This is a genomic window from Salinibacter sp. 10B (genome assembly GCF_002954405.1).
Lineage (GTDB): Bacteria > Bacteroidota > Rhodothermia > Rhodothermales > Salinibacteraceae > Salinibacter.
The window spans coordinates 106,726-124,513 of record NZ_MQWC01000005.1; the positions used below are offsets into that span (position 1 = coordinate 106,726).

At 59.1% G+C, this 17,788-nt stretch carries 17 protein-coding genes and 1 pseudogene; 12 read left to right on the forward strand and 6 right to left on the reverse strand.

Annotated features, from left to right (window positions below):
* The first annotated feature begins 438 nt into the window (after positions 1-438).
* The 3 genes from BSZ35_RS18070 to BSZ35_RS18080 all read left to right on the forward strand — a co-directional run bounded on the left by BSZ35_RS18070 (position 439) and on the right by BSZ35_RS18080 (position 1,863).
* Positions 439-645 carry a ribbon-helix-helix protein, CopG family gene (locus tag BSZ35_RS18070; RefSeq protein WP_105014004.1) on the forward strand — a complete coding sequence of 69 codons (207 nt, stop codon included), beginning with the start codon at positions 439-441 and terminating at the stop codon, positions 643-645.
* A gap of 63 nt (positions 646-708) precedes the next feature.
* Entirely contained in the window at positions 709-1,242 is a 534-nt protein-coding gene (locus BSZ35_RS18075) for a PIN domain-containing protein (RefSeq protein ID WP_105014005.1), read from the forward strand.
* Positions 1,243-1,665: 423 nt separating this feature from the next.
* Positions 1,666-1,863: a ribbon-helix-helix protein, CopG family gene (locus BSZ35_RS18080; protein ID WP_105014006.1), complete on the forward strand. Its 198-nt coding sequence runs from the start codon at positions 1,666-1,668 to the stop codon at positions 1,861-1,863.
* Between the two features lie 356 nt (positions 1,864-2,219).
* On the opposite strand, the pseudogene BSZ35_RS20250 reads toward BSZ35_RS18080, so the two are convergent.
* Positions 2,220-2,342 (reverse strand): annotated as a pseudogene (locus tag BSZ35_RS20250) (recombinase family protein); the annotation flags it as partial.
* Positions 2,343-3,115: 773 nt separating this feature from the next.
* Here BSZ35_RS20250 and BSZ35_RS18095 point away from each other — a divergent pair.
* The 3 genes from BSZ35_RS18095 (at position 3,116) to BSZ35_RS18110 (ending at position 8,002) form a co-directional block, all read left to right on the forward strand.
* A complete protein-coding gene (locus BSZ35_RS18095; protein WP_105014008.1) occupies positions 3,116-6,268 on the forward strand; it encodes a T9SS type A sorting domain-containing protein in 3,153 nt (1,050 codons plus the stop codon).
* 810 nt (positions 6,269-7,078) lie between these two features.
* Positions 7,079-7,504: an antitoxin Xre/MbcA/ParS toxin-binding domain-containing protein gene (locus BSZ35_RS18105; protein WP_105014010.1), complete on the forward strand. Its 426-nt coding sequence runs from the start codon at positions 7,079-7,081 to the stop codon at positions 7,502-7,504.
* A gap of 3 nt (positions 7,505-7,507) precedes the next feature.
* A complete protein-coding gene (locus BSZ35_RS18110) occupies positions 7,508-8,002 on the forward strand; it encodes an RES family NAD+ phosphorylase (protein WP_105014011.1) in 495 nt (164 codons plus the stop codon).
* A gap of 212 nt (positions 8,003-8,214) precedes the next feature.
* On the opposite strand, the gene BSZ35_RS18115 is transcribed toward BSZ35_RS18110, so the two are convergent.
* Both BSZ35_RS18115 and BSZ35_RS18120 read right to left on the reverse strand, forming a co-directional pair.
* Positions 8,215-8,532 (reverse strand): hypothetical protein, encoded by a 318-nt coding sequence (locus BSZ35_RS18115; protein WP_105014012.1) that lies wholly within the window; start codon positions 8,530-8,532, stop codon positions 8,215-8,217.
* 66 nt (positions 8,533-8,598) lie between these two features.
* Positions 8,599-8,784 (reverse strand): hypothetical protein, encoded by a 186-nt coding sequence (locus BSZ35_RS18120; RefSeq protein ID WP_105014013.1) that lies wholly within the window; start codon positions 8,782-8,784, stop codon positions 8,599-8,601.
* Positions 8,785-9,427: 643 nt separating this feature from the next.
* Here BSZ35_RS18120 and BSZ35_RS18125 point away from each other — a divergent pair.
* From BSZ35_RS18125 to BSZ35_RS18130, 3 genes are all read left to right on the forward strand, one after another.
* Positions 9,428-9,715, forward strand: coding sequence for a ribbon-helix-helix protein, CopG family (locus BSZ35_RS18125; RefSeq protein WP_105014014.1), 288 nt, complete (start codon positions 9,428-9,430; stop codon positions 9,713-9,715).
* A 335-nt stretch (positions 9,716-10,050) separates the two neighbouring features.
* Positions 10,051-10,221 (forward strand): hypothetical protein, encoded by a 171-nt coding sequence (locus tag BSZ35_RS19645; RefSeq protein ID WP_181149453.1) that lies wholly within the window; start codon positions 10,051-10,053, stop codon positions 10,219-10,221.
* Positions 10,222-10,298: 77 nt separating this feature from the next.
* Positions 10,299-10,736: an ester cyclase gene (locus tag BSZ35_RS18130; RefSeq protein ID WP_105014015.1), complete on the forward strand. Its 438-nt coding sequence runs from the start codon at positions 10,299-10,301 to the stop codon at positions 10,734-10,736.
* A gap of 211 nt (positions 10,737-10,947) precedes the next feature.
* On the opposite strand, the gene BSZ35_RS18135 is transcribed toward BSZ35_RS18130, so the two are convergent.
* The 3 genes from BSZ35_RS18135 to BSZ35_RS18145 all read right to left on the reverse strand — a co-directional run bounded on the left by BSZ35_RS18135 (position 10,948) and on the right by BSZ35_RS18145 (position 15,163).
* Positions 10,948-12,180 (reverse strand): T9SS type A sorting domain-containing protein, encoded by a 1,233-nt coding sequence (locus BSZ35_RS18135; RefSeq protein ID WP_105014016.1) that lies wholly within the window; start codon positions 12,178-12,180, stop codon positions 10,948-10,950.
* 61 nt (positions 12,181-12,241) lie between these two features.
* Positions 12,242-13,861 (reverse strand): hypothetical protein, encoded by a 1,620-nt coding sequence (locus BSZ35_RS18140; RefSeq protein ID WP_105014017.1) that lies wholly within the window; start codon positions 13,859-13,861, stop codon positions 12,242-12,244.
* A 78-nt stretch (positions 13,862-13,939) separates the two neighbouring features.
* The gene (locus BSZ35_RS18145) at positions 13,940-15,163 is read right to left on the reverse strand and encodes a tail fiber domain-containing protein (protein WP_105014018.1); all 1,224 of its coding nucleotides are present in this window, start codon (positions 15,161-15,163) and stop codon (positions 13,940-13,942) included.
* 581 nt (positions 15,164-15,744) lie between these two features.
* On the opposite strand from BSZ35_RS18145, the gene BSZ35_RS18150 reads away from it, so the two are divergent.
* The 3 genes from BSZ35_RS18150 to BSZ35_RS18160 all read left to right on the forward strand — a co-directional run bounded on the left by BSZ35_RS18150 (position 15,745) and on the right by BSZ35_RS18160 (position 17,371).
* Entirely contained in the window at positions 15,745-16,023 is a 279-nt protein-coding gene (locus tag BSZ35_RS18150; RefSeq protein ID WP_258096793.1) for a recombinase family protein, read from the forward strand.
* 113 nt (positions 16,024-16,136) lie between these two features.
* Positions 16,137-16,565 carry a universal stress protein gene (locus tag BSZ35_RS18155; RefSeq protein WP_105014019.1) on the forward strand — a complete coding sequence of 143 codons (429 nt, stop codon included), beginning with the start codon at positions 16,137-16,139 and terminating at the stop codon, positions 16,563-16,565.
* 215 nt (positions 16,566-16,780) lie between these two features.
* Complete coding sequence (locus BSZ35_RS18160; RefSeq protein WP_105014020.1) at positions 16,781-17,371, forward strand: hypothetical protein; 591 nt, start codon at positions 16,781-16,783, stop codon at positions 17,369-17,371.
* The last annotated feature ends 417 nt before the right edge of the window (positions 17,372-17,788 follow it).

Consider the following 17,788-nt stretch of genomic DNA (forward strand, 5'->3'; position numbering starts at 1 on the left):
ACGTTGCGGAACCGGGAGCAAGCAGGCGAAAATCCCCCGGCATTGGGGGATGAGACCAAAGCGAGGAAGCCTTTAGAATGAGGAGCTTTTTGCCAGGGTCACCATTGCTCTCGTCCACAAGCGACCCAGCCATAGGCGATTCAGTGGAAGGAGTCCTACAGTTAAGAATCGGGGACTTCCCTTGCGGCTGGGCTCCTTTGAGCCGAGGTCTTCCAGGCTGAGGAGAGTTTTCAGCCGGGGCAGTCAACCGGGAGATCCCCGCGAGAAAAACGGACTGAGAACGTCGTAAATAACGACCGATAATGCAGACATCTGGGAGGAGAGATCACTCCAGCGTACCTGAAAAAGAAGGGCCACAAGAAGCACACAGTGACCAACCTCTCGTATCACTTGTAATACGTGTTGTACGACCTCCAAGCGACAGCCTCTTCTCAAGCCATGGCCCAGTTGACCGTTCGGACCGACAACGACCTGAAGGACCACCTCCAGAATCTGGCGCGACAAGAGAGAAAAAGCACCAGCGACGTCGTGCGCAGCCTCCTGCGGCACTATGTCCAGGACCGAGATCGGGGCGCGGCTCTTCGAGCCCTCTGGGAGCGGATGCGACAGAGGGCCGAAGAGGCCGGAGCCGAACGAAGGCGTTGAGGACGCAATTGAGTCCGTGCGCGAGAAGAGCCGGGACGAAAACCTGCCGGCGGGAGGCCAAGAGTGAAAGTCCTATTCGACACGAACGTCTTCGTGTCTTCGGTTTTCGGCGGCCTTCCTCGCCAGGTCGTGGGGCTCTGGTTCGACGGCCGGATTACGCTTTGCCTCTATGAGCCGATTGTAACGGAATACCAGCGGGTCCTCCGAGAGATCGGCGCGGTCAGTGAGACGGAGGAGCGTGAGTTGATCGAAGCCTTCGCGTCGGGGGAAGGCGTCCTGTACACGGGCGATCCGCCGTCCATCGGAGGCGTGAGTCCGAATCCGGACGACGACAATGCCGAACGGGTTCGGCTTCTCGAATGCGCTCTGGAGCTGGAGGCCGAGCGTATTGTCTCCGGCGATTCGGACCTTCTGGAGCTGAATTCCTACATGGGGATTCCGATTCTCACGCCCAAGAGAGCTTTTGGAAGAACTCGGCGAAGCACCCGGCGGGTAATTCTCCGGGAGACGCAAATCCCGAGAGACGCAAGTCGGCCCAAAGACGAGTGTTGGATTCGACCGGCAAAAACCGGCCAAATGGGCCAGATTTCGCCCTAAATTATAACGACCGATAAGGCGAGCTTATCGGTTATCATAGGGTAGAATATTGTCTACTGTGACGGTGGCTGAGTGGTCATCCCCGAGGCGCCTTCGCTCGGCCACATACCTTATAATAAGGTCCTCGATTGGTAATGCCTACCTCGAACTCCTGCAAGCCCCACATGCTGTTGGGGTGACGATGGCATTTGCAGCAGGTGTGTCTCGGGGTCATATCCCGTCAGTGGACCAAAGTAACAGACCTTCGATCAGACCTCTTTGCAAATTGTACACTGCCTGAGAACCCGAAGGCCGTCCGTCGGGCCTGCAGTTGCAAATGGGGCACTACCCAAAATCACCGGAATCGCTTGCCTTTGCTGCGGTCCAGAAACGCCTAGTTCGCTAAGCGCCAAAGAAACGACCAGTCACCTACTTTCTGAAGCCATGAAAACACTCACGATCCAGCTCTCCGACGAGACCGCCGACCGCCTGGAGACCCTCGCTGACCAACTTGGAATGTCTTTAGAAGAGGTTGCGCAGGTAAGCATTGACGATCAACTCAAACGCTTAGACCGTGGGTACGAGGAAGCCGCAGAAGAGGTGTTGTCGAAGAACGCCGAGCTCTATCAACGCCTTTCGTAATTGAGGTCTCTCATTGTTGGACACTTCCTGGTTGGGCATTCCCCTCCAATCCCTCATAGTCGTCAAATGTCGTGCAGTACCTGAGCGTCACCGAAGTTCTTGATCTACATCGGCGTCTGATCGAAAAATCGGGAGGAAGCCCGGGCCTTCGTGACCGCGGCGCTCTCGTTTCGGCGGTTCGACAACCTCAGATGTAATTTGGAGGAGAAGAGCTATATTCTTCGACTGCAGAGAAAGCGTCCGCGCTTGGATACGCCCTGATCCCAAATCACCCGTTTATAAATGGAAACAAGCGGGTGGGACGCGCTGCGGGCAAAGCGATCGACCTTCCAGACTACCACGCAATCGATGGCTCGCTGGCGAGCGGCCTCCATGAGATTGTCCAGTGCGGGCCGCTCCTCCTTGCCCCCGCTGACACTTTTGTCCCAATACCAGTCGGTGACATTCAGGTCGGCGTGCTCCTCGTCTTCACGCTTCAATCGAGGGGATTGGAAAGCGGAGCGCAGCCGTTCTCTACTGCGAAATCGGAGATGTCACTCGGTTCACCTCTGCAAAGTAGTTCATCGCATACGCGGGGCAGGACCCCCAGTGTGAGGAAAGCGGAGACATTGCCCGTGGGAAGACGATCAGCAAACAGGGCAACGCCCACGTCAGATCGGTGCTCTACGGCTGTGTAACTGCTGCCATTTGGAACGGCAACACCCGGCCAGTGCGGAAGCTACTGGCGATCGTGTACGGATGCTGGAATAACAACGAACACTTCAATCCAGCCCACGAGAAACACTTAGAAGCTCGCCAGGCGGAGAAGAAATCCAGCGGTAGCGCCTTCGGTGAGTAGAATACAGGCCAGAGCTTCGATATGTCGGCCCCGATCTCACGAAAGGGAAAGAAAAAGGGAAGGCTACCACGCCAGAGAAGAGCGTTAGCCCTTCAGCGCGTAGTAAAGGGACCTTCCTCGATGAATATACCTGCTTTTGATGAAGCTTGACAATCAACTGGGTATCTTGATCTCTCGCTTCGGCTGGTGTCTTTCCAATCTCACCTTTGAGGTATTGAAAGCCTCCTGTACCATATTGGAGGTCACCAATATCAGGACTTCTACCTCAGTAACCACAGTTGACGAATACCCGCTGGTCACCGACAGGTGGAAATTTGGCTATACAGTCGGCATATTAATTTTACCTGTCGTGCCGAGTTCTTGTCGAGGTGGAATAGGGGAGCTCTCATCTCTACCCCAACAGTATGTGAGATCATGTATAAACCCACTACTAGTCGAGGAGCGGTTCTCACAATCAGCGTGATCCTCCTAACGGCCATTGCAATCTGGGGGATTGGACAGACGGTAAGCACACAAGACCAAAGTGGTCAGTTGAAGACCGAGAAGCCGTCTCCATGGCAGAGTTTTGAACCCCAAGCATCAGGTGTGGGAACGGATGAGGATCCCTTTGCACGTCTCCGCTATCGGTGGATGCGGCTCCGTAACCCAAAGACCGGTCGCATCCCCGAAGACATTCGTGAGAAAGAGCTTGTCTTTGCGAAGTCCATGAGGACCGGCGTGAACCGGAAGACAAGTTCGTGGGCCCCGCGCGGCCCTGCCAACGTCGGCGGCCGCTCCCGAGCGGTGTCCTACGACCGGACCGACACGAATGGAGAGACCATTCTCGCGGCAGGCGCGTCGGGGGGCATGTGGCGCACCACCGATGGGGGACAAACCTGGAACCGCACTTTTACGAAAAGTCAGCGGCCGAATGTCACGACCGTCATTCAGGATCCACGGACGGGGAAGGAAGACGTGTGGTACGCAGGTACAGGGGAGTACTATGGAACGGCCTCATACACCGCTAGAGGGGCTTTCTACCGGGGGGATGGTATCTATAAGTCCACCGATGGAGGACAAACGTGGTCGCCATTGTCCAACACCACGAGTGAGGAGACCGATTTTGACAGCGTGTTTGACTACGTCTATCGCGTTCGTGTGGACCCGTCCAACACGACCAATGATGAGATTTACGCGGCAACGTATGGTGGCATTCAGCGGAGCACGGATGGCGGATCGAGTTGGACAACCGTTTTAAGTGGGCTCTCGGGGGATCAAACCTCAATCACGGACCTGGCAGTTACCACGAGTGGTGTCGTCTACGCCACGATGAGCAGCGATGGGGATACCCGCGGCCTGTATCGGTCAACCGACGGGACGAACTGGACCGAGATTACCCCCTCGGGATGGCCCTCTGGTCAAGACACGTACTTTCGGACGGTCGTCGACATTAATCCCTCCGATGAGAGCGAGGTGTGGTTTCTTTCGAATGCGCCCGGGTATGGACCCGTAGGGGCCGACGGCCAAGGCGATAAAATCGGTCACATTCTCTGGAGGTACGACGCCGATGCGCCTTCGGGAAGCCGGTGGACGGACTTTAGCGACTACCTCCCGACACGGGGCGACAATGACGACAACGTGAACGACGGAAAGTACACAGGCGACTTCAATTCTCAGGAGGGCTACGACCTGCTTGTCGCTGTTCACCCGAGCGACCCGTCAAAGGTGTTCGTCGGCGGGCGCAATCTTTGGCGCCTCGACGTTTCGGGATCCTCCACGGGAGCGGACACCTGGATTGGAGGGTATACGCACCAAAACGACAGCTACGCAGACTATAATCCATCGGAGAGCGATCCTCACCATCCTGACCAGCACACCCTTGAATTCCACCCAACGGACGGGGACCAAATGCTTGTCGGGAGTGATGGGGGCATACACGAAACGACGGACAACCGGGCCACGGGAGACGGTGGGGTCACCTATACGGATCTGAACGACGGCTATGTCACCACGCAGTTTTATCAGGTCTGCCTCAACCCCGACGATAGTGACGACACGATCTTAGGGGGAATGCAGGATAACGGAACCTGGGGAATTAAAACCACCAGTACATCTGACGACTGGACTGAACTGCTGGGGGGCGACGGGGCGGAGTGCGAAATTGCCAATCGCCAAAGCGCAAGCGGTGTCGTTCGGTATCCCTCTAGTCAGAACGGGAATGTCGTTCAGGCTGTCTACGACGCCAATGGTAACTTGCTTTCTTCGGCTTCTGCCACCCCCTCAGGAGCCTCAGGGCAACTCTTCATCCATCCCTTCGACCTCGATCCGGCAGACCCGACCGTGATGTACTACCCGGGAGGGACGTCCCTTTGGCGAAACACTGATGTCGAAGGGACTCCGTCTTCCGGATGGACCGAGTTGACTGGCGCGACGCAAAGCGGATATGTCATCACAAGTGTTCGTGCTTCAGTGAGCAGCTCCAAACACGTTCTGTACTACGGGGCCACCGACGCCGACGGAGACGGCACCAGAGAGCCCGCCCGCCTTTTTCGGGTAGACAACGCCAACTCCGTTCCTGCGAGTAATTTTTCTCGCAATGAATTGCCTACGTCGGGCGCCACGACCTTTCCGGACGGTGGGTACGTCAGCGACATTGCCGTCGACCCCACGGACAGCGATAAGGTTCTGGTCGCAATCTCCAATTACGACGTCGTGAGCCTGTTTTACTCGTCAGACGGCGGCCAGTCGTGGACCGACGTTGAGGGAACGCTCGGGGGGACGACAGGTCCCTCGGTCCGTTCCGTCGAGATTCTTCCTCAGCCCGCGCTCGGTCAGACGACTTATTATGCTGCAACCAGCGTGGGGCTTTACTCGACGACCTCTCTTTCGAGTAGCACGACCTGGGATCCGGAAGGGGGGAGCAGTATCGGAAACGTGGTGGTGGAAGACGTTGAAGCCCGAAATTCGGACGGGCTCGTCCTGGTTGGGACTCACGGCAACGGTGTCTATACCAGCAGCGTGACAGTCCCAGTTGAATTGGCTCAGTTTGAGGCCGACACGGACGGGTCTGCCGTAGAGCTAACCTGGGCCACCGCGAGCGAAGCGAATAACGCCGGGTTTGAAGTGCGGCACCGCTACCGCAATGAGCCATGGGAAGACGCAGGCTTCGTTGAGGGGGGAGGCACGACAGGTCAACCGAACACCTACCGCTTCCGGTTCAAGGATCTATCTCCTGGACAGCACACGTTTCGTCTTCAGCAAGTCGATACCGACGGTTCTGCGACTCAGCTCAAAACTCGGACCGTGACGATCTCTCCTGCCGGAGCGTACGAGCTTACGAAACCGTCTCCAAACCCCTTCGCCACCTCCTCAAACCTGCGCCTCACTGTCGATCAGACGCAGCACGTCCGCGCCGTCTTGTACAACACCATTGGCCAGCAGGTCAAGACCCCTCTCGATCGGACTCTCTCGGCGAACCGACCCGTAGACGTGTCTATCGAAGGGCGCGATCTGTCCAGCGGAATATACTTTCTTCAGGTTCGAGGAGAGACCTTCGATGCGACCCGCCAGATTGTCGTGGCGCGATAGATCTGGCTTGACGATAGCATTCTCGAATCCCTACAGCTCCATGACTCAATTTTTGAAGGGAGGGCTGGTTCTGAGTGTCCTGCTTGCGATGGCTGCATGTACCAGCTCACACACCGACCGTTCGTCTTCAGCGGCAGATGAGGTTGATGATAGTCTGGCCGCGATAGACAGCGTGGAGCATGATCAGGCGCCCGCCCCGCCACCTGGAACTGCGGAGATTCGGGGAGCTGTTTTGTCGTGTCAGGAAGATGAGCAGGTCCGATGTGAGATCCGTATCGACGAGGTGCTGGGGTATGGCGCTTCTACGCCTCCGGTGGCTTCCGGCATGCGGAGCGTACTGGTCCGCCCTGCGATATTGCAGAATCGGACCACCCATGATCTTGTCACGATGGGCCTTTGGACGCTCAGGCTCCGTCACGTCGGAGATCGTCCTCAGTTGGGGAGCGATCAGAAACAGAATTCCACTCCAGCGTGGACGATTACAGAAATAAGAAACTGCTGCTAGGAGACGCAGGTTGTCCGGCTCTGCTTCCAAACAAGCCACGGAAAGATTCTCTCTGGACCTTGCATTATGAATTGGACCTGACCCGTCTTGGTGGATTGGTTGGTTTGCAGTGAAACTACGCAGACCGCAATCCCCCTCATTCTCTTATCCGACCCACCAGTCCAACTTTTCGGGCGCACCTCGCTTCGGTGATCGACATGGGAGGGGATGAAGCACGCTGAGAAAGCGTGAACAGCGGGAACCATGTGGGCATTTGTCTTTTTTACAAGTGACAGATGCGCACTGACATCCATACCGTTTCCCTTATGTCGCAAGCTCTGGCTTCCACGGTTCCCGAAGATGACGGCCTTCGGGTCACAAATGACACCGACGCCGACAATCAGATTCGGGAGGGGTATTCCATCAGTGTGGCGACACATCTTCAGGAGGTTCTGGATCTCTCCGACGAGATGATGGCTGAAATTCTGGGACGCTCCCGCCGTACGTACCGGCGCTATCGCAACGCCGACAAGCGGCTCGGCCTCTCCGAGTCCGAGCGGCTCTTTCGGTACCTGCGCCTCTTGTCCCGGGGGGAAGAGATCTTCGGCTCCCGGGAAAAGGCCGCATGGTGGCTGAACGAACCCAATACGGCGCTCGATGGGCGAAAGCCGTTGGAAGTGGCACTGACCGCTCCCGGTGCCGTAGTGGTGGAGGATCTGCTCGGCGGCCTCGAACATGGATTCCCCCTGTAGGCTGTGGCGGACCGACAGACGCTCTACCGGATCACACACGAGCGGTACGCCGACGAACCCTTCTCGGGAAAAGGGGGACTGCACCATCGAAGCCGCTGGGCCTCGAAGGGGCAGCTCGTTAGCTACGCCGCAGGTCATCTCGCTACGGCGACTCTCGAAAAGATCGCCGGCGTGAAACGGGCCGACCTCCTCACGGAGATGGTCTTCGTGAAGGCCGAGGTTGCCCCAGCGCTCATTGACGAGCTTCCGGAGGAAGACCTACCGGAGAACTGGGACGCGCTCCCGCCGACCGACGCCACTCGTCGAGTCGGCGACCGGTGGCTTGATAAGCAGGAAAACCCGTTGCTCCGAGTGCCCGCCGTCGTGCTTCCCGACTGCTACAACTACGTCATGAACGCCGCGCACCCCGACACGGACGCCTTAACCGTTGTGAAAACCACACCGCTCCTTCTCGACAACCGGGTGCTTCGGCAACTGGGAGCGGGATACCGACCCTGACGCCGCGGGAGCTTTTGGAGCAGGTCGGTGAAGCGCCCGGCGAGCAGTTCTCCTGCGAAACGCAGGTTGGGCTCAAACAGAGCCCAAGAAGCACCTACATAGCCCGAACTTCAGGGTCTAATTATACGGCGCGCAGGACAAGGCACCTGGCCCGAGGTCCGCTCGAGGATCTAATGTTCAGAGATCGGGCCTTCGAAGGTCGAGGCAGTCCCTCAGATCCGCTCGAATCCTCCATCCTGCACTTCGTAAGCCACTCCGCCCACAACAAACACGTCTCCGATCGACGAGCGGCGAACGCTGTCGCAGTGAAGCTCGATCACGGCACCCGAATCGGCCTTCGACGGTTTGTGCCGCATCAGGCGGAGGGCTCGCCTAAGTGCCTCGCGGCGACCGGCCGCCTGCACGTCGACGGTCGCCGAGTGCTCGTATTCTTGTTGGCGGTCAGTCCAGGACACGTCGGGCCGCTCCTCGAAAACGGTATGTCCGGCGCCAGTCTGGGAGTGTTGCCGGTGGTAGACTTCAACGATCAAAGCCGAAGCGGGAGTGTTTAGTGGAATGTGTTTGACGCTGATTAGAGACCGGGGTGATATCGGAAGTTATGCCCGGCTTGCCTCCGTGTATCCCTTGAGGAACGCGTACGCCACGTCGGGGTCGTCGTAAAGGTCTTCGACGGGACCGATATCCTCGTCGGTGTGGGCTGCTTCGGCGCCCTCGGTCCAGGCAGTGTAGAGTTCGGGCTCGTCGTCCTCATCGTACGGGTTATCCGGCTGTACTTCGGACATTGGGACTCGCGGATTGGGAGGGGAGCGGATGTCAGCGGTTCTGGGCCATGTCTGTAGTGCGGCTGGCCGCTAGGAGAAAAGTCCTCTTGCATTCAGGACGGACGTCCGAGACGGTCAGATTCAGGAGTGTCTGCCGACAGGGGATGAGTCGAAGGGAAGCCGAGTCCGACGGTTCCGGCTTCGAGACACCCGGGGTGCGAGACGGCAGGGGATGCAACTCGACAGGTAAAGAGAACTCTACAAAAACCCGACGGCGGGACAGACCACTGGAACCGTTCGGCGAGCACAATCTCTCTGAATCCTGTTCTCTGTTGGGTGACCCAATTTTCTGAAAACCTCTTCTGAAAACAGATCAAGCAAAAATACAAGCTCCAGAAATCGGAAAAATAAGCGGAGCTGCCCACTGCGGTGTGCCAGCCAGAGCCTCCGCTATTCCGACTTGAAATTAGCACCGATAACACGCACTTACTCAAGGAGTTTAGGTCTTGACTCTCCCGTGTCGTATCTTGATGCGTTGATGAGATGAGAGCCCCCTATCGCAAACTAGACAATGAAGGGACGCCGAATGCCGACAGGGACAAACCCTGCGGATCATGTGTAATACGTGTTGTACGCTTTCCCAGCGACGGTCTCTTCTCAATCCATGGCCCGACGAACCGTACGGATCGACGATGACCTGAAGGATCACCTCCAGACTCTGGCACGACAGGAGGGAGAAAGCTCAGGCGATGTCGTGCGCGGCCTCGTACAGCGGTACGTACAGGATCACGATCAGGGCGCGGCTCTTCGAGCCCTCTGGGACCGGATGCGAGAGAGGGCCGAAGAGGCCAGAGCCAGCCAAAAAGGCGTCGCGAACGCAATTGAGTCTGCGCGCAAGAAAAGCCGGGATGGCGCCTGCCGACGGAGGACAGGAATGAAGGAGGAGATCTGAGATCCCCATAATCGACACGAACGGTTTCGTGTCCTCGGTTTTTGGCGGCTTCCCTCGGCAGGTCATGGGGCTCTCGTTCGATCCGCCCGTGTAAAGCACATCCTCCTTGAGGCAAAGGCTTTGATCAAGGCGCGCTACTCTCTATCACTGACCACGCCGATTGCACAGAGGCCCTACTCTGGTACCCCGCTACGATTGGCTCAGAAAGGCAAATATAGGGATTCCGAAGCTCACGTCGCGGGCGCTTCTAGAACAGGTCGGAGAAGCACCAAGGGGTACTTCGGCCGAGGGCCTCTCTCTCATCTATTGTATTCCAAGACACAAAGCCCAGTCAGATGCTCGTTGCCGAAGTCACCACCACAGACCTACGGAAGACTAGATACCAGGTCCAGTCGAAGGACGACATTCAGAAAACCCGACAGGGATACAAAATCGAAACGGCCGGTGGGGAAAGCGTGCGGTTTTCAGAAGAGGAGGTCGAGTCGATCACCGTCGTGGAGGAGTAGGAGAATTCTCGTCGATTTGCCGCCGAACCACCCCGAATAGCTCTCTGGTTCAAGACTGTTTCTCAATATCTCCAACCATGTCTTCGTCTTTCGACATTGAAGAGATTGCCCGGCGATTTATACAGGCGTGGAATGCAGGTGAGCGCCACGTCGTAGACGAATACGCGTCTCCAGACCTGATAGTCTCTTACACCCACTATCCTGAGCCCTACCAAGGGCCGGCGGCATTCAAGGAGATGCTCGCGAAGACCCATCATTTCTTTCCCGATCTCAGGGTTGAGATCCGCAACGTGGTCGCCGATGGAAACAAGGCCTTCGTCCGCTGGACGTATCGAGGCACTTTCCAGAACGGAGAGATGTTTGGAGTTTCTGCCTCTGGTCAAACCGTGGAAGTCACAGGCATGACGATTTACGAAATTGAAGACGGCGTGGTGCAGCGGGAAGAGGGCGTTGTGGATAACCTTGCCCTGATGCAGCAGCTCGGCCTCTCGCCGGGACGGCCGGACTCGGAGTAGCTAACTTCAAAAGGCAATGTGATCCTTTAACAGCTCATCGATTTATCTAAATTTGAGCTCTCTTTCTTAAATAGAGTCGCTTTTCATGCCCCTGATTGATGATACCGGTGCCGTTCACCTCCCTCACCTGTAATGGTGACATCTGGGAAGAGTGGCGCCTCCCGCCGGCCGTGTCATTGTCCGTTTCGCCACCAGCCGGTTCAGGACCAGGCTATTTCACGACCGTCAGTCGGCGGGTCTGCGAGGTCTCTCCGGCCTCCAGGCGCAGGACGTAGACGCCGCTGGCCAGATCTCGGACCGAAAGCTGCCGCTTGTGCCGCCCGGCCTCCGTCGGGGCGCTCCGCACCTGCCGCCCCAATATGTCGTAGAGCTGGAGGCGCGCCTCCCCCTCGGCGGTCGTCTCCGGCACCGCAAAGCGGACAGTGACTCGACTCCGGGCCGGGTTCGGATACGTCTTCTTGAGCCGAAGCTCCGTGACCCCCCCGCGGGCCACCCGAACCGGATCGGTCACCTCGGCGCTCCCGTCGAGGTCGACCTGCCGCAATCGGTACTTGAGCGTGTCGGCCGCGTAGGGCAGGTCCTCGTCCACGAACCGGTAGGCCAGGGCCTCGCTCGCGCTTCCGCCCTCGGCCTTGCTTTCCCGGAAGCCAACCGTCTGCCACTTCGTTACAGAGGAGCCTGCTGCCTTCCGCTGCACCTCAAAGCCGGCATTGCCGCTCTCCGAGGCGGTTTGCCATCGCAGGCGCACGGCCTCCTCGGTGCCCTTCCCCGCGCGGGCGGCCTCGAAGGCGGCCATCTCCACCGGCAGAGGGCTGGTCGAGCTCCCGAGCGTCCACCGGCTGAAGGAGCTTATGCCCTGCAGGGTGGCGGTATTTGCCGTCTCATCCTGCGAGGTGATGCCCTTCTCGGCCCAGCTCGTGCCCCCATCGTCCGACTTGAAAAACACGAGGTTCGACTCGTCAGAGATAGTGCCCAGCTCCGCGTCTCGGTACTCAATTTTCAGATCGGCATTGAGACCAGAGTTCGTCCCGGAGGGGTCGATGTCGTAGTAGCGCTCGATCGACTCGTTGCCGCCGCCGGTCTGAACGGCGTGGCCGCGGGTGACGGTCACCTCCCCAAGGTCGGCCGAGGCGCTGAGGAAGGCCCCCAGGCCCGCCGGGTTGGCCGAGCTCGGGCCATTCAGGGCCCGGGTCGCGGTGAGCGTGCCGCCGGTGACGCGGGCCGAGTCGGTTTCGACGAGGGCGGCGGTCGTGTCCACGCCGCCAAGGTCCATGGTCCCACCTTGCAGGTGCCAGACGCCGCCGTTGGTGACGCGGACGGAGTCGGCCTGGCCGATCAGGACCTGCTGGGCGGGGGCCGGGAAGGCCCCGGCTCCCGCGAGGAGAAGCGAGAGAAGCGTGCTGGCAAAAAGCCGGGAGGAAAGGAAGCGCTCAGAAACGGACATGGGAAGGAGAGGGCTTTGAGCTGAAGCGAAGATCGAGGAGGGACAAGACACCGGCAGGCGCTCAGCCCTCGCGCCGCCAGAGAAGCCCGGCGCCGAAGCTGCCCCCGCCGACCAGCAAGAGCAGGAGGGCCGCCGGCCCCCACCCAGCCGGCAGCGTGGAAGAATGCTGCCGCTCCAGGGCGGCAAGGCGTTCTTTGATTTCTTTGTTTTCGGTCTTCAGATCGGCGATCTGCTCTTCCTGCCTCTGGTTTTCCCTGCGCTGCTCTTCGAGTTGATCGGCCACGGCCCCGCTACGCCCGAGTCCAACCGCCACGGAGACCTCCCCGACCGTGGAGGTCTCCTTCGCCGACCAGGCCTGCCCGGCAACCGGGCCGTGCTTTGAACGGCGATACTCGCTGGGGGCGACTGCCCGCCCGGTGCCGTCCTCTTTGCCGCTGGCGACGATCAGGTCGCCTATTTCGACAGAACCTCGCACCTTCGCCGGCACCTGTCCGACAAACGCCACCGCCACGCTGCGGGCGTCCCCCGCTCCGGGAGTGGAAGGGGCATTGCCGGTCACAATCGGCGCCGTCGAGGTGATCATCACCCGGTCGGCGTTGCCCGTGCTAAGTCGAAGTTTCCCGCTCTTTACTCCCACGAGTTCACCGGCTTCTGGCACTTCCGCGCCCTCGGCGACGGGCAGTTTCTCGGCAAAGTCTGCCCCCCCGCTATTGAGCTGGATGCCCCCGTTCCCGTCGCCTTCGAGGGCCCCCATGTCGGTATCCCCACTGCCGTAGAAGGTGATGAAGTTGGTGTTGTCCTGAATGTTGCTGGCGGTTTCCCCGGCCTGGATCGCCAGGACGTCTCCACCGTCCCCTGAATTTGTGTTTTCGACGAGGGCGACGTTGGCTGCTGGATTCCCGCGGGCGTCTGCATTTTCCGAACCCTGAATGTGAGCAGCGAATGTGCCCAAGTCGTCGTTAAGAACCCCTTCAATGCTCAGGTTGCCCTTCTTATCCAACGTCAGGGCATCGGAGCGCAAAAAACAGCTCCCGTTGGACAGGTCGATATCGCCATTTCCGACGACGAAAACGGAGTTATCACCTGACGTATTGGTGCGATTGCACTGCCCAATGGAGACGGAATAGTTGGTGGCGGCCTCGGCGGCTACTCCCAGTGCTAAGGAGGCGAGTCCCGAGGCCGTCGAGTTCCAACCGACGGCTGTGGCGTCAGCGGCATTGGCGGTCGTTCCAGTTCCCATCGCCGTGGCAGAACCGCCGCTGGCGGTCGTTCCAAGGCCCATCGCCGTGGCTTGTTGGCCGCTCGCGGCTGTGTTGAAACCCATTGCCGTAGCCTGTGCGTTGCTGGCCTTCGTACCTTCGCCAAAGGCGACCGAGCCGTCCCCGACGTTCGAGGCGTCCCATTCCGTTCCGTCGACCTGCCCGGCGCGGAAGGCGGCTTTGGCCGGGTACCACATCAGCCGCGTGCCGGCGCCGGTGGCTGGAATCGAGTCGTTTTCGGTGCCGTCGGTAACGAAGGTGCCGGGCATCAGGAGGCTGCCGTTGTGGTTAACCTCCAGGGTGGTGTCGGCACTTGAGTTGACAATCGAGGTCACCGCCGTCGGGTGCTGGGCCTGTACGGGAGAGGCAAGCAAAAGCAGAATAGCGAAAAACAGGATGGAGGCGGAGGCTCGGGGCTGCATGAGAAGCAAGAGGTCTGTGGTCGAAACGGAAGGGCGTGAGGCCGGGCTCCGTTCGTCGGACCCGTGGGGCGGCGTGTCCTAGCGGCGGCGGGCGTGAAGAAGACCTGCGCCCAGAAGCCCGCCCAGGAGGAAGGCCAGCAGCAGGCCAGCGCTTGAGCCGGTCAGGCCTGCCAGGGCAGAGGGGGAGCGCTCCGCCTCCAGGGCCGCAAGGCGCTCTTTGATTTCCTCATTCTCAGATCGGATTTGCTCGTTTTCGGCCTTGAGGTCTGCAATCTGATCTTTTTGATTCTGGACCTTCTGGGCCAGTCCCTTGACCGCCCCAAGGGCCACCCCGTCGGCGTTGATTGAGTTGATGTGGTCGTCGCTGCCGCCAAGATCGTAGGAAAGCTCCCCGTGAAAGTCTTCGGCCATCGGGCCGATGTGGCGTGTGCCCTGGCCGTTCCCGTTCTCGTCTTTGTATTCCCAAGTGTTGATTTCCATTGCCTCAACGGCCGCCAGCACAGCGGACGGATCGACCGGGCCCACATTCGTCTTGGCCGTGCGGGACGAGGTGGTCGACCAACCCGTTGATGAGCCCGGAATATAGGTCGTTCCTCCGCCTGTGATAACCCGAATACCGTTCGTGCTCTTGATGTGGAACGTTTTGCTCCCGGTGATGCCGGAACCGTTCGGGTCGTCAGCTGAGGAGAACTTGTCAGCGGAAGTATCGCTTCCGTCCGCCCACACAAAGGTATTATCGGACGCAACCTTTGCATTTTCCCCGGCTGTGAGGGAGGAGATTCCGTCTGCAACTGTCGCAGCGCCTAATGCGGTCGAGAACAGTCCCGAAGCAACCGTTTCGGTCCCCAGCGCCGTGGCCCCAGTTCCCGAAGCCGTCGTTATGTACCCCATAGCCGTGGACCGAGCCCCGCTGGCCTCGGTGTTCTTGCCGAACGCCACAGAGAGGTCTCCGACGTTCGAGGCATCCCAGGCCTCAGAATTCGGAAGCCCCACTTCCACCTGTCCAGCGCGAAAGGCAGCCTTGGCCGGGTACCACATCATGCGAGTACCTCCTCCGGTGGCGGGAATCGAGTCGTTTGGAGAGGTCGGGCCGTAGCTTCCTGGCGCGAGGAGGCTGCCGTTGTAGTTGACCTCCAGGGTGGTGTCGGCACTTGAGTTGACAATCGAGGTCACCGCCGTCGGGTGCTGGGACTGCGCGGGGCTCGGGGCGATGGCACAGGCGAGACAACCAGCCAGCGTCAGCGCCCCGACGACTCGGCAAAAAGCGTCTCGGGAAAGAATACGACAGAAGTGATGTAGCATGAAAACGGCAAGCTTTATTCGAAGAGGAGCTTTTCAATTGGTCCCGCACGCCGGACCGGGCGGGAACGGGCGGCGCGTGAGTCCTCCCGATTGACTGGACATTCGGCCACATTGCCCGTATTTAATAACACGAAAAAACGCCCGGGATCTTCTCATCGGGACGCGGGAAAGAAAGAGAGATTCTGGGACAGGCAAGAGGAATCGGGATCTTCGGGCGCTTTCAAACCCGGTTAGTACCGGGGTTCTCGGCCTGAACAATAACAACCGATAAAACAGCCATCTGAATTGAGTCTCAGCCGCACCTCTCTTTTGACAGACGAAGGCACCATTTCGGCGTTCTGTCACGCCACGCCCGGAGGGCAGCCGGGAAGGTTTGATCCGGGAGGGCCGGCGCGAGCACGTGCCTGGTCCTCAGCGGTAATTGTCTCAGAGCCTGACGATGAGTCTTCCTGCCGTTTGTTTCCGCTCGATCCGACGGTTATTCTTTTCCGTGGATCAGCGCTCCTCGAGGCCGGGATGAGTCATCTCCGGGAAGGGAATCGTCTGGTCGTCTGGAAACTGGACCGGTCGGGCACTCCCTCATGGACCTGATCGAGAAGGTCGAAGCCTTCGACGAGGAGGGCTGTGAGTTCCGATCCTTGCAAGAGGGGATTGACACGACGACCTCGGCCGGGAAGCTGGTCTTCCACATCTTCAGCGCGCTCGCCGAGTTCGCCCTGGACCTGATCCGAGAGCGAACGAAGGCCGCCTCAGGGCCGCCCGTAAGCGGGGAAAGACCGGCGCCCCCCCGCCGGCCTTTCCAAGGTGGCCAGCGTGGCCGAGGAGGTCGAAACACTCGTGAGATGCGTGCTCGGGGGTGAGGGCGTCCTCCGCGAGTGTCGAAACTGCGGAACGACGGTCTTGGAGGGGCGTCCCGAGTGCCCGGCGTGTGGTGCCGAAGAAATCGCGACCTATCGACTCACCTGATACCGACATGACCGATCTCATCAATGGCCACGTGCTCGTCCCGGTGGCCAACCCGAACGACGCGCGGACAACCGCGGCAGCTCTCGAACCGTACCACTCCGGCCGAGTGACCGTCTTCCACGTCATCGAGAAAGGAGGTGGCGTCCCGGACAAGACACCGGTGGAACAATCGGAGACGCTCGCCGCCGAGTCCTTCAAGGCGTTCCAGGAGCAGTTCCCCGACGCTGAACTGGCGACCGACTATCGGCGAAACGTGGTGGAGAGCATCGTCGAGGCAAGCGGTCGTCTGGATGTCGACGCCATCGCGTTCCATCCCCGGGGAGGGTCGCGCATTGTCCAGTTTCTCGCTGGCGATCGGTCGCTCAAGCTCATCACGGAGGCCGACCGTCCGGTTATCTCCCTACCCGATTCCGGCTCGGAAGCGCAGGGAGGGTAACTGCGAACGACGAAGAGCCCTACACAGCCCGGATTTTCGGCCGCCTGTTATAAGGACCGGTATTGCGGACCTATCAATTCTGGAGCCACGTCCGGAAGCCACCTCCGATGTACCTGAGAACATATATGACCGAAAACATCATATGGCACATCTGAGCTCTACCCATTGAATGGAGCCGAACGGACCTTCTGACCAGCACCCATGATGACTCAGGTATGAGATACATCAGAGCAAGCCTAATTCGAGTAGCACTTGTGGTCTGGCTCTCGGTCCCGGAGAGTGTCCTGTCACAGAGTGGAGCGAAGGTAGAAGGGAAAGAGCCGACAGAGACCACGTTCAAGATTGGCCCACGGATCGGGGTGCCGCTGGGTGATATGTCTGATGTGGGAACGCTCTTTTTCGGAGCGGACGCTCGCATCGGCACCGCGATACCCGTCGTTTTTAGCCCATCGATTGACCTCTATCTGGGCACCGGATCTTTGACTGTTCTCACCGTTGACTTGAATGCGTTTTACGAATTTGGCGCAGGCAATGGGAGATTCGTTCCCTACGTGGGGGGTGGAGTCGCAGTTACGCGTACATCGGGAGAGCCAGCGATCGGAAAAGAGGCGGATACAGGTATAAATCTCGTCGGGGGAGCACGGATGAGGGCCGGTCCCGTCGAACCGTTCATTCAGGTTAACACAGCAATCGATTCAGCCATCTCTGGGGACACGCGGCTCGGTCTTGCGGGGGGGTCCTCTTCAGTTTCTAATTTCTTGTTCCTTAGTCTGCCCAAAACTACGCCGCTCTCGCTTCTTCGATAGCGTTCCCGGCTGGACGCCTGTACCTGCTGAACTCTCACTTCGGCTCCGCAAGGGGGCCTCTAGACAAGGAAGGTCCGCTTTCACTCCGCGGCAGTAAAGGATGCACGTGCCGCCTTGTCCATTTTAAGCACTGCACTTGTAAACAGCAGAGTGCTCATTTGGATCGGCCAGATCTCCGATCCAAGGGGTCAACTTTATTGGTGAGACAAATACCTCCGAGTGCTCTGAAGCGGGAGAATGGAGCGGGCCGCCGATGGGCTGGAGCGTCGCCGCAAGGAGGCCCTGAGGAACGTTGCGTCAATTCCGATACTACCTGCCTTTTAACGCCGATTAGCGACCGAAAAAATATGGACCAATAATGCGAACGTACAGAACGGGATCTACCCTCGTCTGGGTGCGAAATCTTCAAAGCTGAAG